10 protein-coding genes and 4 tRNA genes are annotated in these 15,113 nt (G+C 63.9%); 4 read left to right on the plus strand and 10 right to left on the minus strand.

Annotation, left to right across the window (positions count from 1 at the left end):
• Positions 1–319 precede the first annotated feature (319 nt).
• On the plus strand, positions 320–4,069 hold the full coding sequence (locus tag ACCQ06_RS11980; protein ID WP_316692583.1) for an Rne/Rng family ribonuclease: 3,750 nt from the start codon (positions 320–322) through the stop codon (positions 4,067–4,069).
• A 767-nt stretch (positions 4,070–4,836) separates the two neighbouring features.
• Here ACCQ06_RS11980 and ACCQ06_RS11985 read toward each other — a convergent pair.
• The 3 genes from ACCQ06_RS11985 to ACCQ06_RS11995 form a co-directional block, all read right to left on the minus strand.
• Positions 4,837–5,484, minus strand: a complete 648-nt coding sequence (locus ACCQ06_RS11985) for a response regulator (protein ID WP_104615660.1) — start codon at positions 5,482–5,484, stop codon at positions 4,837–4,839.
• 206 nt (positions 5,485–5,690) lie between these two features.
• Positions 5,691–6,452 carry a sulfurtransferase gene (locus ACCQ06_RS11990; protein WP_316685829.1) on the minus strand — a complete coding sequence of 254 codons (762 nt, stop codon included), beginning with the start codon at positions 6,450–6,452 and terminating at the stop codon, positions 5,691–5,693.
• 166 nt (positions 6,453–6,618) lie between these two features.
• Complete coding sequence (locus tag ACCQ06_RS11995) at positions 6,619–6,984, minus strand: DUF6164 family protein (protein ID WP_316685830.1); 366 nt, start codon at positions 6,982–6,984, stop codon at positions 6,619–6,621.
• A gap of 59 nt (positions 6,985–7,043) precedes the next feature.
• On the opposite strand from ACCQ06_RS11995, the gene ACCQ06_RS12000 reads away from it, so the two are divergent.
• Both ACCQ06_RS12000 and ACCQ06_RS12005 read left to right on the plus strand, forming a co-directional pair.
• Complete coding sequence (locus ACCQ06_RS12000) at positions 7,044–7,475, plus strand: FKBP-type peptidyl-prolyl cis-trans isomerase (RefSeq protein WP_316685831.1); 432 nt, start codon at positions 7,044–7,046, stop codon at positions 7,473–7,475.
• Positions 7,476–7,486: 11 nt separating this feature from the next.
• Positions 7,487–8,749, plus strand: a complete 1,263-nt coding sequence (locus ACCQ06_RS12005) for a TIGR03862 family flavoprotein (protein WP_316685832.1) — start codon at positions 7,487–7,489, stop codon at positions 8,747–8,749.
• Here ACCQ06_RS12005 and ACCQ06_RS12010 read toward each other — a convergent pair.
• On the minus strand, positions 8,733–10,025 hold the full coding sequence (locus tag ACCQ06_RS12010) for a nucleotide sugar dehydrogenase (protein WP_316685833.1): 1,293 nt from the start codon (positions 10,023–10,025) through the stop codon (positions 8,733–8,735). The two genes, ACCQ06_RS12005 and ACCQ06_RS12010, sit on opposite strands and share 17 nt — an antisense overlap.
• A 140-nt stretch (positions 10,026–10,165) precedes the next feature.
• Between ACCQ06_RS12010 and ACCQ06_RS12015 the strand changes: the two genes are divergently transcribed.
• A tRNA-Leu gene (locus tag ACCQ06_RS12015) sits at positions 10,166–10,249 on the plus strand.
• 538 nt (positions 10,250–10,787) lie between these two features.
• Here the strand turns inward: ACCQ06_RS12015 and ACCQ06_RS12020 are convergent.
• The 6 genes from ACCQ06_RS12020 to ACCQ06_RS12045 all read right to left on the minus strand — a co-directional run bounded on the left by ACCQ06_RS12020 (position 10,788) and on the right by ACCQ06_RS12045 (position 15,099).
• Positions 10,788–10,863: transfer RNA gene (locus ACCQ06_RS12020), tRNA-Gly, on the minus strand.
• 78 nt (positions 10,864–10,941) lie between these two features.
• Positions 10,942–11,015 (minus strand) — tRNA-Cys (locus tag ACCQ06_RS12025).
• A gap of 68 nt (positions 11,016–11,083) precedes the next feature.
• Positions 11,084–11,159, minus strand: a tRNA-Gly gene (locus tag ACCQ06_RS12030).
• Positions 11,160–11,195: 36 nt separating this feature from the next.
• Entirely contained in the window at positions 11,196–11,828 is a 633-nt protein-coding gene (pgsA, locus tag ACCQ06_RS12035; protein WP_046964068.1) for a CDP-diacylglycerol--glycerol-3-phosphate 3-phosphatidyltransferase, read from the minus strand.
• A complete protein-coding gene (gene uvrC / locus ACCQ06_RS12040) occupies positions 11,828–13,684 on the minus strand; it encodes an excinuclease ABC subunit UvrC (protein WP_316685834.1) in 1,857 nt (618 codons plus the stop codon). Before uvrC ends, pgsA begins: the two co-directional genes overlap by 1 nt.
• Positions 13,681–15,099, minus strand: coding sequence for a hypothetical protein (locus tag ACCQ06_RS12045; RefSeq protein WP_316685835.1), 1,419 nt, complete (start codon positions 15,097–15,099; stop codon positions 13,681–13,683). The genes uvrC and ACCQ06_RS12045 overlap by 4 nt, the downstream gene beginning before the upstream one ends.
• Positions 15,100–15,113 lie beyond the last annotated feature (14 nt).

Raw genomic sequence — 15,113 nt, forward strand, 5'->3', positions numbered from 1 at the left:
GGCACAGTGCGCGACCACCGCCCCAGGGGCGGCCATGTTAGCGGCTCACCGGCCTACCCGGCCATCGCCGGCGGTTTCTGACCGTTGCGCTGAACATGTCCCGTGCGCTGCCCCGGTCCGTCCGGACGCGGCTGCCGGCCCTGAAACACCTATAAAACTTAAAGACAAGCGCTCCCGCGGCCTGCCGTGGTGTTGCAGCGCTGGAAACCCTGGTCAGGCCTGTCCGCGCGTTGCGCGAAGGGCCGACAAGCTGTTCCAGAGGCGAAACGTCACGGCGTTCCGCGCGGTAGAGCGCGTGAGGAACGCAACAATGAAGCGAATGCTGATCAACGCAACGCAGGCAGAAGAACTGCGCGTGGCGATTGTGGACGGCCAGACCCTGTACGACATCGACATCGAACAGCCGTCCAAGGAACAAAAGAAGTCCAACATCTACAAGGGCCGTATCACCCGGCTCGAGCCCTCTCTGGAGGCGGCGTTCGTGGACTATGGCGCAGAGCGCCATGGCTTTCTGCCGCTGAAGGAAATCTCCCGCGATTACTTCCAGGTCGGCGTCGACCACAACAAGTCGACCATTCGCGAGCTGTTGCGCGAAGGCCAGGAAATCGTGGTGCAGGTCGACAAGGAAGAACGCGGCAACAAGGGCGCTGCCCTGACCACGTTCATTTCGCTGGCCGGCCGCTACATGGTGCTGATGCCCAATTCGCCGAGCGCCGGTGGCGTCTCGCGTCGGATCGAAGGCGAAGACCGCGCCGCGCTGAAAGAAGCGCTGGACAAGCTTGATATCCCCGACGACATGGGCGTGATCATCCGCACCGCTGGTGTCGGACGCGATGCCGAAGAACTGCAGTGGGATCTGGATTACCTGCTGCAGACCTGGAAGGCGATCGCCGAGGCGGCGCTGAGCAAGCCGGCTGCGTTCCTGATCTACCAGGAATCGCGCCTGATCATTCGCGCACTGCGCGACTACCTGCGCGCCGACGTTGGCGAAATTCTGGTCGATACGCCGGAGCTGTATGCCGACGCCCAGGAATTCATGCAGCAGGTGATGCCGCAGAGTCTGCGCAAGCTCAAGCACTACACCGACGACATTCCGCTGTTCAACCGCTTCCAGATCGAATCGCAGATCGAAGGCGCCTACGAGCGCAACGTGCGTCTGCCCTCGGGCGGCTCGATCGTGGTCGATCAGACCGAAGCCTTGACGGCGGTCGACGTGAACTCCTCGCGCGCCACCAAGGGCAGCGATATCGAAGAAACCGCGTTCCAGACCAACCTGGAAGCGGCCGAAGAAGTCGCCCGCCAGCTACGCCTACGCGACCTCGGCGGCCTGGTGGTGATCGACTTCATCGACATGGCCTCGTCCAAGCACCAGCGCGAAGTCGAAAACAAGCTGCAGAACGCGCTCAAGTACGACCGTGCACGCGTGCAGCTGGGCCGCATCTCGCGCTTCGGCCTGATGGAAATGAGCCGCCAGCGCCTGCGCCCGAGCCTGGGCGAATCGAGCCAGATCGTGTGCCCGCGTTGCGATGGACATGGCCGCATGCGCAGCGTCGAATCGCTGTCGCTGTCGATCATCCGCGTGGCCGAAGAGCACGCGATGAAGGAGAACACCGGACAGGTGCTGGTGCAGGCCCCGGTGGAAATCGCCAACTACCTGCTCAATGAGAAGCGCAGCGCGCTGCGCGAGATCGAAAATCGCCACGCCTCGCCGATCATCATCGTCGCCGACGAGCAGCTGCACACGCCGCATTACGAAGTCACGCGCCTGCGCGAGAACGAGTTGGGCGAAGACAGCGGCAAGCCGAGCTATCAGCGCGGCACCCCGCGCAAGTTGCCGGTGCACGCGCTGACCAAGGCGCAGTTGAACATTCCGGCAGCGCCTGCGGTCACCTCGATCAAGCCGAGCCAGCCGGCTCCGGTGCGTGAAGAGGCCCCTGCCCCGGTCGCACCGACTCCCGCGCCGGCCCCGGTCGTGACCGTGCCGATTCCGGCACCGGTCACCGGCGTGGTTGGGTGGCTGAAGCGCATCTTCGGTGGCGTCGAGCCGGTCGCTCCTGCAGCCGAGTCGACTCCGCGTCCGCGTCAGAACGATGCAGGCCGCAACAATCGCAACGAGCGCGGCGAGCGTGGCGGTCAACGTCGCGATGGTCGCGATGCCCGCAACGGCAACGGTGGCAATCAGCAGCGCGGCAACGGCAGCAACGGCAACGGTGCCAACAAGGAGCGTCGCGACGAGCGCCGCCAGCCGGCCAACGGCCAGAACGGCCAGGTCGCACAAACTGGCGCCCAGGCCCAGCAGCAGGTGCAGGTACCCAAGCCGCCGCGCAACGAAGCGCAGGCACCGAAGCAACAACAACAGCAGCAGAAGCCCAAGCAGCAGAACCAGACCCCGCGTCCGCCACGTGCACCCGCACAGCAGGATGGCGTGCCGTCCGAGCGGCAGCCGCGCCCGGCACGTCAGGATGAGGGCACCGCTGCGGCGCAGACGCTGGCGTCGACCGCAGCAACGGCAACCACCTCGACCGTCGCCGCTGCCATTGCCGACACCGCCGCAGCGACCAATACGCCAATCACCGCGAACGAAGCGAACCAGGGCCACCCGGTCGAGGTTGTGGTGAACGAGTCGGCTGCCGAGCACGGCACCGAAGCGAGTGCGGATGGCCAGACCCAGGACGCGTCGGGCGACGATGCGGCAAATGGCGAAGGTGGAAGCCGTCGTCGTCGCGGTCGTCGTGGCGGTCGTCGTCGTCGTCGTGGCGCCGGTGCAAACGGTGAGGGCGGTGAAGGCGGCAGCAGCGCTGATGGTCTGGACACGGACGATCTGGACGGTGATGCCGACGGCGATCTCGATGGCGACAATGAGGGCGACGATGCCGGTACGCAGAACCCGGGATCCGCCGCTCCACGTGCAGGCCAACCAGAGTTCGACTTCGACGATGACGCCCCGGCTCCAGCCGCCCGCACCAAGCCCGAAGCCAATGCAACGGCAGCGATGAAGCCGCGTCCGGTTCCCAAGGACCGTGCAGAACCGCAGTTGGACAGCGGCACGACGTCGACGACCGCACCGGTGTCTAACGCCGCACCCTCGTTCGACCAGCAGGCATCTGCACCGATTGCCGATGCAGCGGATCGGACACGTGGTGATGCAACCGCAGCGGCTACCACGGCGGTACAGCTGACCGGTGCAGCTCCGTCGGTTGCGTCGTCCCCGGCTGCCGCTGCGACTGATACTGCAGCATCGGCACCTGCGCCGGCCGTCAAGCAAGCTCCGACCGCTGACCTAACGCCGAGTGTCACTCCGGCTGCGACTGCATCGACTTCTGTCGACCATCCGGTGGCAGCTGCGATACCTGCAGCGCCGAATGCTGACGCGGCATCAACTGCACCGGCTGCGGTCACCAAGCCTGTCGAGCCTTCTGCGCCGAGTGCGTCGACCGCCGAAGCGATCACCGACACGCAGGCAAAGCCGGTGCCGAAGGCACCGACCGACACTGCAGCTACGGCACCGTCGGCCGATTTGCAAGCACGTGCTGTTTCAGCTGTCACTGCAACACCTGCAGTGCAATCGGAGCCTGTGATGCCGGCAGCGGTAACGCCTGTTGCTGAACAGCAGACGCCCGCGGCAACCGCACCATCTGCGGCACAGGCCGTGGTCAAAGCCGAGGCGCCGCATATCGAGCCGACCAATGCGGTCAAGCTCTCGGTAGACGTCGCTGTGACACCCACCGCTACGGTGCCGCAGACTGCTGCAGCATCTGACGATGCGCCGGCCGCTCCGGTTCGCAAGCCGTATGCCCCGGTGCAGACGACCATGCTGGACGCGTTGGCTCCAAAGGCTGACGCAGCACCTGCTCCGGCAGCCTCCGCAACGCCGGTACCGCAGAAGGCGCCAAAGCAGTCGACGCCAGCAGCACCGCAGGCACCAGCACCTGTGCAGGAACAGGCAGCTGACACGCCGAAGCCGACCGTGGTCGTCACCGAAGCGACCAGGCCTGCAGCGCCGTCCGCTGACAACGACAGTGCATCAGCGCAGGAAGACGACGCCAACAAGCCTCGCAACGATCACTGATCGTTGCAACGCCTGCCCGATCTGGCCTGGATGGCTCGGGCCAGATCTACGTCAAACACGGCGGCCTTCGGGCCGCTTTGTTTTTGTGCGCGATTCGCCACGACAACACTTGTGCAATGCATCCAAGCGCCTGGATGCATTCCGGGTCACGCAAATGTTCGACGCAGCGTCGATCGCTTGTTGCTCACCAGGGACGGGATGTCCCACCGCTCTGCGGACAGGACCACTCTGCCCGCCTGATCAAGTGGAGAAAGACCGGGTTCAACAGGACCGGCCTCGACGTTATCCAGCGGTTTCAACCCTGCCCCGCATCAACGCGATGAAGAAATCTGGCAAACCGGCAAAGCCAATGACGACGGCACATGGAGCGTCAATAAAACACCTGCGTAACAGCCAGATACGCGCGGTTCTGAGTCAGGATCGGACATGCACTGCGCGGCGGCCCGGCGGATGCGCCGCACGTCGATCAAGCGACGCTTGCAACCACGCATTTCGGCTGGCTGCGATAGAGCAGTCGGTCCGGTAGTTCCGGTCGCCTACGCCGTTCAAAGGATCGGCACGCTGGCATGCGGTTAGGTCGCGCACACCATTGGCGCACTAAAACCCATCCGTGCTAGCTCAGCTACCTGACGACTGCTCGCCATGGATCGTTAGCCACATTGGCCAACACGCATAAACATCGAAGCCGCGAATGGGCGATTATTCGCGGCGGATCACTCAACTACGCTCAAGCAGTGCGCAAAAGCGCATACAGGCGGTTTAAAGCGCTACATCGTGCGAGCAGGATCGGTCAGGCCGTACTGATTGGCCAGGCGCGCCAGTGCGATGTTGTCCTGGATGCCGACCTTTTCGAACAAGCGCGCCTTGTGCGTGTTGATCGTCTTGGCGCTGAGATTCAGCCGCTTGGCGATGTCTTCCTGTCGCAGGCCTTGTGTCAGCAACAAGGCAACTTCCAGCTCGCGTGGCGACAATGCGTCGAATGGCGAGCTGCCACCTTCCAGATTGGACAGCGCAAGATTCTGCGCAATCGTATTACCCAGGTAGCGCCGCCCCAATGCAACCTCGCGTACTGCGCGCAACAGCTCATGCGCGTCGCCGCCCTTGCCGACATATCCGGATGCGCCCGCTTCGAGCAGACGCTTCGGCAGCGGGCCATCCTCCAGCACCGACACGATGATCACGCGCGTGCCGTAATCACCCTTGACGATGCGCTCGGTGATTTCCAAGCCACTGACGCCGGGCAAATGCAGATCGCACAGCACGATATCTGGCTTGAGCTGACGAATCTGCGGCAATGCCGCTTCGCCGCTCTCTGCCTCACCCACGACATCGACGTCCACTTCCTTGGACAGGATCATCTTCATGCCGGTACGCACGAGTGCATGATCGTCGATCAGAAAAACTCTGATGGTCATCCTTGTTGTCCTCGCTGTGCGGCTGGCTGGTGCAGCCTAGCTCCGTGAATAATTCAGGGCAAGCTCGATGCGACGTATTACATAAAAGTTAGAGCGAAAAGCGCTCTCTTTTCGCATGTCGCACTGCGCGATGTGCCGCTGCAGTGTGGTCGCATGATGCAAGTACCTGCAAGACCGGCTGCATCGGGCAATGCAGTCGCGCCCGGTCAGACTTTTCCGGGTTCGGCGGTCCGCGCATCGTCCACCAGAGGGCGCAAGGCCGGATCGAGTGCCACGCGCTCATCGAACACGAAACAGCGGCCGTCATAGCCTTCGCCGCCGACTTCTTCGAAATAGCCCAGGATTCCGCCTTCCAGCTGCAGCACGTTATCCATCCCGTCGGCCTGCATCCACAGCGCCGCCTTCTCGCAACGGATACCGCCGGTGCAGAAGCTCACCACCGTGGCATCGGCCAATGCTGCACGATGCGATTCAAGCGCTGCGGGCAACTCGGTGAACTTGTCGATCGGCAAGGTCAGTGCGCCCTGGAACGTGCCATAGGCCACTTCCTGTGCGTTGCGCGTATCCAGCAGCACCAGCGGGCGACCGCTCTCATCTCGCCCGTTGCGGATCCACTCGCGCAGCACCGCAGGCGTCACCGTCGGCGCACGGCCTTGCAGCGGCGATGCATCGCCGCGACGGAAGCTGATGATCTCCGGCTTGACCTTGACCTTGAGCCGCGCAAACGGCTGGTGCGCGCTCTGGCTGTATTTGATGCGCATCTGCGCAAAGCGTGGATCGGCCTGAAGCCAGCGATAAAACGCGCCGATCCGCTCGGCGGCGCCCGCCAGAAACAGATTGATACCCTCTTCAGCCACCAGCACGGAGCCCTTCAGCTGCTGCTGCTCGGCGTACAGCAGCACGCTGTCTGCCAGCTGCTGCGGGTCCTGGACGGTGACGAAGTGATACGCCGCGGTATTGGTGATCATGCGGGTATTTTAAGGTGCCCGATCCTGGGTGGCGAGCGTTTGTCGAACGATCCATCTACCTGCAGGCAGCGGGCGCAGACCGCGCTGACTCAATGCGCGTCAGGACAACAGGTATACGGATGTGCCCCGCTCCCACCACCATCGCCGCTCACGGCGCTGAGTGCCGTCAGCCGCGCAGCAGCAAAAATGGCAGCAGCACCAACGATGCGACGATCAGCATCCCCAGCAGCGTGACGATCACGAACACCGGTCGCTTGCGCAGCAATGCACCAAACGTCTCTGCAGTGCCCGCAGCAATCGCTTCCTGCCGCTGCGCCCGCGCCAGCGCGCCACGCTGAGCCTGATACGCATCCAGCACCGCCTTGGCGCGCGGGTAGTCGGCATCGTCGCTAAGCCAGACGCCGCCGGCAGAAATGCCCCAGTTGCTGGGCCGGGTCTCGTAGATCTGCACCAGGTGTTCGCGCAGCAATGCCCTGACCTGGTCGGCTTCGTCGTCGGGAACATTACGCAGATTGAGCAGCAGCTTGGCCATGGCGCGATGATAACGGGAGCCAGGTGCGATAATGGCGTCCTTCCTTCATGGATCACCCCATGCGCCTTCTGTTGACGCTCTGTGCCGCCTTGCTGCTCGCCAGCTGTGCACCTGCTCTGCCGCCGTCCGGTGGCACCATCGCCAGCTTCGAGCGGATCGACCGCACCGTCGGCACCGGCGCGGAAGCTACTCCGGGCGCGATGGTTACCGTGCACTACACCGGCTGGCTGTACGACGAAAAAGCGGCCGACAAGCACGGCAAGAAATTCGACAGCTCGCTCGATCGCGCAGAACCCTTCCAGTTCGTGCTGGGCGGTCACCAGGTGATCCGGGGTTGGGACGACGGCGTTGCCGGTATGCGTGTGGGTGGCAAGCGCACCTTGATGATTCCGCCGGACTACGGGTATGGCGATAACGGCGCAGGTGGCGTGATTCCGCCCGGTGCATCGCTGGTGTTCGATGTGGAGCTGCTCGGCGTACAGCCGCGCTGAGTGCCTGAGCAATGATGGATGCGAACAGACCGCGGCTGGCGGTGATTGGCGGCGGGCCTGCGGGGTTGATGGCCGCTGAAGTCGCGGGCGCTGCCGGCATCGCGGTCGATCTCTACGAAGCCAAGGGGTCGGTGGGGCGCAAGTTTCTGATTGCCGGCAAGGGCGGGCTGAATCTCACCCACTCCGACCCGATGCCGCTGTTTGCGCAGCGCTACCGCGAGCGCACCTCGGCGGTGGCATCGTGGCTGCAGGACTTCGATGCGGACGCCTTGCGTACCTGGGCGCGCGACCTGGGTGTGGAGACCTATGTCGGCAGCTCTGGGCGGGTGTTCCCGATCGATCGCAAAGCTGCGCCGCTGCTGCGCACTTGGGTGCGCCGACTCAAGGAACAGGGCATCAACTTCCATGTGCAGCACCGGTGGTTGGGCTGGAACGACGACGGCGCGCTGCAGTTCGCAACGGCTGCGGGCGAGATCGCATGTCATGCCGATGCAGTGGTGCTGGCGCTGGGTGGCGGCAGTTGGCCACAGCTTGGCTCGGATGGGCGGTGGCAGGCAACGCTGCAGCAGCACGACATCGCCGTTGCGCCGCTAGTGCCTGCCAACTGCGGTTTCGATATCGACTGGAGCGCGCATTTTGTGCAACGGCATGCGGGAGCGCCGCTCAAGCCGGTCGTCGCACACTGGCGCGATGGCGCCGGCGTGCAGCACGCGTTGCAGGGCGAATGCGTCGCGACCGGAAACGGAATCGAAGGTAGCTTGATCTATGCAATCGCCGCAGAGTTGCGCAACCAGATCGATGCACACGGCCACGCCGAGCTTGGCCTTGATCTGGTGCCTGGACGCACGTTGGAACGAGTGAGCGCAGAGTTGGCCCTGCCACGCAAGGGGCGCAGTTTCAGCGAGCATTTGCGTCGCCAGGTCGGCATCGAAGGCGTCAAGGCCGCACTGCTGTACGAACACCTGGGCAAACAGGCCGGCGACGATCTTGCGCGGGTTGCACGGACGCTCAAGCACCTGCCGCTGCGCCTGCTGAGGACGCGCCCGCTGGCCGAGGCAATCAGTTCAGCCGGTGGCGTGCGATTGGAAGCGCTGGACACGCAGCTGATGGCGCTCGCGCAACCTGGCGTGTTCTGTGCCGGCGAAATGCTCGACTGGGAAGCGCCAACCGGCGGCTATCTACTGACCGCGTGTTTTGCCAGCGGCCGACGCGCCGCGCTCGGCGCCGTGGATTGGCTGCAACACCGCCACAATCGCGTCACAGGCGATCGCTGACGGCCGCGCGCGGCCATACCGACTTGACGTCGTACACCACCGCGCCCGGCTTGCCGAGTGCGGCGATGCGCTCCACGTCGTAATCGCGATACTGCGCATGAGCGACTGCCAGCACGACCGCATCGTAGGTCCCCTCGTCCGGCGACTCGCAGAGCTGCACGCCACCATGCTGCAGGGCTTCGGCCGGGTCTGCCCACGGGTCGCAGGTATCGACGTGCACGCCGGCCGCCTGCAGCAGCTGTACCAACTCCAGCGCCCGGCTATTGCGCAGGTCCGGGCAGTTCTCCTTGAAGGTGGCACCCAGCACCAACACCCGCGCCTGCGCCAGCGTTACGCCGCGCAGCGCCAACACGCCGCAGACGCGCTCGGCGACATGCCGGCCGACGCGGTTATTGACCTGGCGCGCGGTGTGGATCAGGTCCGGGTGGTAACCCACGCTCTCGGATTTGTGCATCAGATAGTACGGATCCACCCCGATGCAGTGGCCGCCGACCAGGCCGGGACGGAACGGCAGGAAATTCCACTTGGTTCCGGCCGCTTCGAGCACGTCGAGCGTGTCGATTCCGAGTTTGTCGAAGATCAGCGCCAGCTCGTTGACCAGCGCGATATTGACGTCGCGCTGGATGTTTTCCACCACCTTGGCCGCTTCGGCCACGCGCATCGACGACGCGCGCCACGTGCCTGCGGTGATGATGCTGGTATACAGCGCATCGACTATGTCGGCAGCCTGCGGCGTCGAGCCGGAGGTGATCTTGCGAATATCGCGCAGGCGCCGCTGCCGGTCGCCCGGATTGACGCGCTCGGGGCTATAGCCGCAGAAAAAGTCTTGGTTGAAGCGCAAACCGGAGGCGGCTTCGAGCAGCGGCACGCAGACTTCTTCGGTGGTACCTGGATACACGGTGGACTCGTAGATCACCAGATCGCCGGGCTTGAGCGCGGCGGCAATCAAGGTCGTGGCGCTACGCAACGGCTCCAGGTCCGGCTGCTCAAAACTGTCGATGGGTGTCGGCACGGTGACAATGAAAATGCTGCAGCTCGCCAGCTCAGCGGCGGTTGCGCTGTAGCGCAACTGCGTTGCCGCGGCCAACTCGGCGGCGTCCAGCTCCAACGTGGCATCGTGACCGTCGTGCAGCTGCGCGACCCGCTGCGCATCGATGTCGAAGCCCAGGGTGTCGCGGTGCTCGCCAAACGCCACCGCCAACGGCAGGCCCACGTAGCCGAGTCCGATGACGGCAATGCGTGCATGCAGCAGTGGGAGAAGCGTGTTGCCTGACATGCGGTTCCTTGGGATCGTGTGCGGTGGGTACCGCGCGGCTGTGCGGCGGCAGCATAGCGCACGCGGCATGTCTCAGGCCTTGGGAAGAATCGTCGCTTGGAGATTCACAATCGCCGCGCAATCAGGCACGCTATCGCAATGCCCGGGTGGCGAAATTGGTAGACGCAAGGGACTTAAAATCCCTCAGCTGCAAGGCTATGCGGGTTCGACCCCCGCCCCGGGCACACTCAGGCAAGTGACTTTGCCGCAAGACGCGATGACGCTGCCTCTTTAAGGATGCTTCCCTGCCGCGATGAAGACGCTCCCTGCAGTCGGCATGTCAGGGAGCAACACCACCCACCCGCAATCACTGCGACGCGTGCAGCCTGCAATGCGCGGGCAAGCGGCAACGCATGTTTCATGTACAGAAATGCGTCCGCGCCTTCCATCTCCGCAATGACCTGCGAAATTCTCTTGCAGGCGTCTCACTGCACTGCAGTCGACACGTGATATCCAAGCTCGGGCCGTCAAGCAAGATGTCGATCGCATTCGCACATGCCGCAAAGTGAATCGAGGCACGACCTGTGCCCGCTCGACCTGGCGCCAACCACCAGCTACGTGAGCAAGCCTGCCGCGTACGCACACGCACTATTGGCTTTAGCGTCATCCAGCAGCTTTCTTAAGCCAAAAGCCAGGTTTCACGACAGCGTGTCACCAAACAAAAGGCTCTTTACGACAAAAAACAAAAACCCCGGATATCGTAGGACATCCGGGGTTTGAATTTGGAGCGGGAAACGAGACTCGAACTCGCGACCTCAACCTTGGCAAGGTTGCGCTCTACCAACTGAGCTATTCCCGCGTGAAACTAAATTGTACAGCTTGTCACTTCGTTGCGCTAGCCCCGCTATCGTTGCCGATGCGAGACAGCGACTGCATATGGAGGCCTGGGCCGGAATTGAACCGGCGTACGCGGATTTGCAGTCCGCTGCATAACCACTCTACCACCAGGCCGAAACATCAAACCCAAGGCATCCTGCCTTGAAACAACGAGACCTCGGACAGGGGGCCTTGTCTAAATCTGGAGCGGGAAACGAGACTCGAACTCGCGACCTCAACCTTGGCAAGGTTGCGCTCTACCAACTGAGCTATTCCCGCTTGGGAGGCGAAATTCTACAGCGAACAGGATAGCTGTCAACTGTTGCTTTCGATTTTTTTCGGCTTGTTGCTGATCGCCGCTTTTTCGTCCGCACGCAGACTCGGCCATGCCGCCTGCAGATACTGAAAACCCGACCACAATGTCAGCAGTGCAGCGATCGCCAGTGTCCAATAGCCGGCACGGAAGATCAGATTGCCCAGCCAGATTTCATGCGTGGGCATCTGGCCAGGAGTGACCGAATACAGCAGGCAAAGCAGCGCCACCATCTGCGCCGTGGTCTTGATCTTGCCGATCGCTGCAACGCGCACCTTGGCGCGCTGGCCGATCTCGGCCATCCACTCACGCAATGCGGAGACTGCGATCTCGCGGCCCACGATGACGGCCGCCCAGAACGCCATCCACGGCGTGGGATGCCCCTGCACGATGAGGAACAAGGCGACGGCGACCATCAACTTGTCGGCAACCGGATCGAGGAACGCGCCGAACGCGGAATACTGGTGATACCGCCGCGCGACCCAGCCATCCAGCCAGTCGGTGATGGCGGCCAGCGCGAACACACCGGCCGAAGCGAAGTTCGTCCAGGTGTATGGCAGGTAGAAGACCACGACCAACACCGGGATCATCAGGATCCTCAGCAGTGTCAGCCACGTGGGGATGGTCAACTTCATTACGGACTCGACTCGCCTGCCGCATCGGGAAGCGCCAGCCCGTGCAGGTTAGCGTAGATTCGCGCAGCAAGTGCGGCATTGACCCCGTCCACCCGCGCAATCTCGGCTTCGCCGGCCGCCTTGAGACCGACCAGGCCACCGAAATGCTTGAGCAGGCTCGCGCGGCGGCGTGGCCCGATGCCAGGGATATCCTCGAGCTTGCTGGTCATGCGCGCTTTCTGGCGGCGCCCGCGATGGCCGGTGATCGCAAAGCGGTGCGCTTCGTCACGGACCTGCTGGATGAATTGCAGTGCCGGCGAGGCTGCGCCCGGTCGCAGTTCGCGGCCGTCGGCCATGATCAGCGCCTCGTGCCCTGCCCTGCGCTCCTCGCCCTTGGCCACGCCGACCAGCACGACGTTCTCCACGCCAAGGTCGGCCAATGCGGCCTGCGCCTGCGCCAGCTGGCCGGCGCCGCCGTCGATCAGCAGCACATCGGGGAGGACGCCGTTTTCTTCCACTGCACGCCGAAACCGCCGTTCGATCGCCTGACGCATCGCCGCGTAATCGTCGCCCGGCGTGATGCCGGAAATATTGAAGCGGCGATACTGGCCGCGCACCGGGCCGCTGGCGTCGAACACCACGCACGACGCCACCGTGGCCTCGCCCATGGTGTGACTGATATCGAAGCATTCCACGCGCTTGACCTGCTCGGCCAAGCCCAGCATCTCGCGCAGCGCTTCGCTGCGTGCGTGCTGCGCGCTCTGGCTGGTGAGCTCGGTCACCAGGGTCAGCTGCGCGTTGCGGGTCGCCAGCAACAAGTAGCCGGCGCGCTCGCCACGCACGTTCCACTTGAGCGCTACCTTGTGCTCGGCGGCAGTGCTGAGCGCGGCCTCGATCAGTTCGGCGTCGGGAATCTCGCGATCCAGCAAGATCTCGCGCGGCGGCGAATGTTCGGCGTAGTACTGCGAGACGAAGGCCGCCAGGATTTCGTCGGCGCTGTCTTCGCCGTTGGTCTTGGGAAAGAACGAGCGCGTGCCCAGGTTGCGGCCGTCGCGGAAGCTCAGCAGCAACACGCAAGCCTGACTGGACTGGGTGGCGCAAGCCAGCACATCCAGATCGGCGGCGCGGCCGTCGACGTACTGGCGGTTCTGCATACCGCGCAGCGACGACAGCAAATCGCGCAGACGCGCGGCACGCTCGAATTCGAGCGCTTCGCTGGCCTGCTGCATCGACTGCATGATCTCTTCGCCGAGCTGATCGCTCTTGCCTTCCAGAAACATGGTGGCGCGTCGTACCGATTCGGCGTAATCGGGCGCGGCCACCAGATCCACGCACGGGCCGCTGCAACGGCCGATCTGGTACTGCAGGCACGGTCGCGAGCGGTTGCGAAACACGCTGTCTTCGCAACTGCGTAGCTTGAACAGCTTGTGCATCAGGCTCAGCGTTTCGCGCACGCCGGTCACGCCGGTGTAGGGGCCGAAATAGCGCCCCTGCACCGCACGCGGGCCGCGGTGCAACGCGATACGCGGCCAGTCTTCGCGCGTCAGCAGGACGTATGGATAACTTTTGTCGTCGCGCAACGACACGTTGTAGCGCGGCGACAAGGATTTGATCAGTTGGTTTTCCAGCAGCAGCGCTTCGGCCTCGCTGCGGGTCACGGTGACGTCCATACGCGCGACCTGCGACAGCATCGAGGTCAGCCGCGCATTCTTTGGCGTGCCGTTGAAATAGCTGCCTACACGCTTACGCAACGCGCCGGCCTTGCCGACGTACAGCAAGGTGTCGTCGCTCGCATACATGCGGTAAACGCCGGGCGCGGTGCTCAGTTGCGCAGCAAACGCTTTTCCATCGAAGTCGGCTTGGGGCCTTGCGCTCATTCGTCTATCGCAACATCACTCAGTGCGCCGCTTGCAAGGTCGTAACGTAAAACGGCATGGGCATCGGTTTCGGAAATCCAGACTGCACCGGCGGCGACAGCCAGCCCGGCCGGGCCGTGCAGACGTCGCGGCAGTTCGACCGTGGTGAGTTCGCCGCCGCCCAAACGCAGGCAGCGCAGCCGTCCGTTACCGGTGTCGGCAATCCACAGCATCGGCGAGTCGGCGCCCAATGCGATGGCTTGCGGAAATTGCAGGCGCGCGGTGCCGCGGGGGCCATCTTCATCGCCGAAATGCCAGATGCCCTGCCCGCCCACCAAGGTCTGCACCAGATCGCCGCGCAGCTGCATGGTGCGGATCGACGAGCCCAACCCATCGCACACGTAGGCAACCTGCTGCACCGCCGCCAACCCTGCCGGTTGCGCGAAGGCCGCGAGATGACCGCTGCCGTCGCGAATTTCAAGGGACCCGGTGCCGGCACGCGCGCTCAGTGCAGCGCGTCCCAGGTCGTAACTCCAGATGCGGTTGTCGCCGGCCATGGCAATCAATACCTGGTTGTCGGCAATGGCCAGACCTTGCGGATAGTTCAGTGCAGACGCACCGGCAAAGGCCAACGGCCCTTCCACCGGCTCGGCTGAGCGACCGGTGCCGCATAAGGTGTCCACCTGCCCGCTGCGCAGGTTGATGCGACGCAATGCGTGATTGCCGGTGTCGGCGACGTACAGCTGATCGCGCTCCAGCGCCAGACCCTGCGGGCGCCTAAAGGCCGCCTCGCCGGTACCGCCATCGATGAGATCTGCATTGCCGTGGCCGAATTGCCGCAGCACCCGGCCGCCATGGGTGCATTCGAGCACGCGGTGGTGCCCGGTATCGGCGATGTACAGACGGTCTTCGGTCGCGGCAAGACCGGTCGGAAAGCGCAGCGCCAGGCGCGGCTCGGGGTCGCGTTCTGCAATGCCTTGCAAGTCGGCGTCGGAAGGCGGTTGCTGGCCTTCGCACAATGCGGCCAGGGCCTTGTCCAGATCAGCGGTGACACCCACCAGGCGCTGGCGCTCGCGGCCATAGGCATCCAGCAACACCAGGGTGGGCCAGGATTCGATACCGAAGCGGCGCCAGGTTTCCCAGTCCTTGTCGAGCAGGATCGGCGCGCTGACGCCGTGCCCGCGCAGTTGCTTGAGCGAGCGTTGCGGCAGGCGTTCGCTATCGAAGCGCGGCACCTGCACCACGATCACCTGCAGCCGCCCGGGGCTACGCGCCTGCCATTGCGCAAGCTCGGCAAGACGCTCGGCGCACCACACCGAGCTGGCATTGACGAACGCCAGCACGAGCGCGCGGCCGCGATGCTCCTGCAAGGTAGATGGCCTGGCATTGAGCCAGGTAGGAAATTCCGGCAGTTCCTGGGTGAGCTGGGCAGTCATGCGGTAATTATGCC

This window comes from Xanthomonas sp. NCPPB 4467 (genome assembly GCF_041475665.2).
GTDB lineage: Bacteria > Pseudomonadota > Gammaproteobacteria > Xanthomonadales > Xanthomonadaceae > Xanthomonas > Xanthomonas dyei.

Excerpts from the sequence above, each read along its gene's own strand:
- ACCQ06_RS11980 (WP_316692583.1), top strand. The coding sequence starts at position 320 with ATGCTGATCAACGCAACGCAGGCAGAAGAACTGCGCGTGGCGATTGTG.
- ACCQ06_RS12005 (WP_316685832.1), top strand. The coding sequence starts at position 7,487 with ATGATGGATGCGAACAGACCGCGGCTGGCGGTGATTGGCGGCGGGCCT.
- ACCQ06_RS12000 (WP_316685831.1), top strand. The coding sequence starts at position 7,044 with ATGCGCCTTCTGTTGACGCTCTGTGCCGCCTTGCTGCTCGCCAGCTGT.
- ACCQ06_RS11995 (WP_316685830.1), bottom strand. The coding sequence starts at position 6,984 with ATGGCCAAGCTGCTGCTCAATCTGCGTAATGTTCCCGACGACGAAGCC.
- ACCQ06_RS11990 (WP_316685829.1), bottom strand. The coding sequence starts at position 6,452 with ATGATCACCAATACCGCGGCGTATCACTTCGTCACCGTCCAGGACCCG.
- pgsA (WP_046964068.1), bottom strand. The coding sequence starts at position 11,828 with ATGAAGTTGACCATCCCCACGTGGCTGACACTGCTGAGGATCCTGATG.
- ACCQ06_RS12045 (WP_316685835.1), bottom strand. The coding sequence starts at position 15,099 with ATGACTGCCCAGCTCACCCAGGAACTGCCGGAATTTCCTACCTGGCTC.
- ACCQ06_RS11985 (WP_104615660.1), bottom strand. The coding sequence starts at position 5,484 with ATGACCATCAGAGTTTTTCTGATCGACGATCATGCACTCGTGCGTACC.
- uvrC (WP_316685834.1), bottom strand. The coding sequence starts at position 13,684 with ATGAGCGCAAGGCCCCAAGCCGACTTCGATGGAAAAGCGTTTGCTGCG.
- ACCQ06_RS12010 (WP_316685833.1), bottom strand. The coding sequence starts at position 10,025 with ATGTCAGGCAACACGCTTCTCCCACTGCTGCATGCACGCATTGCCGTC.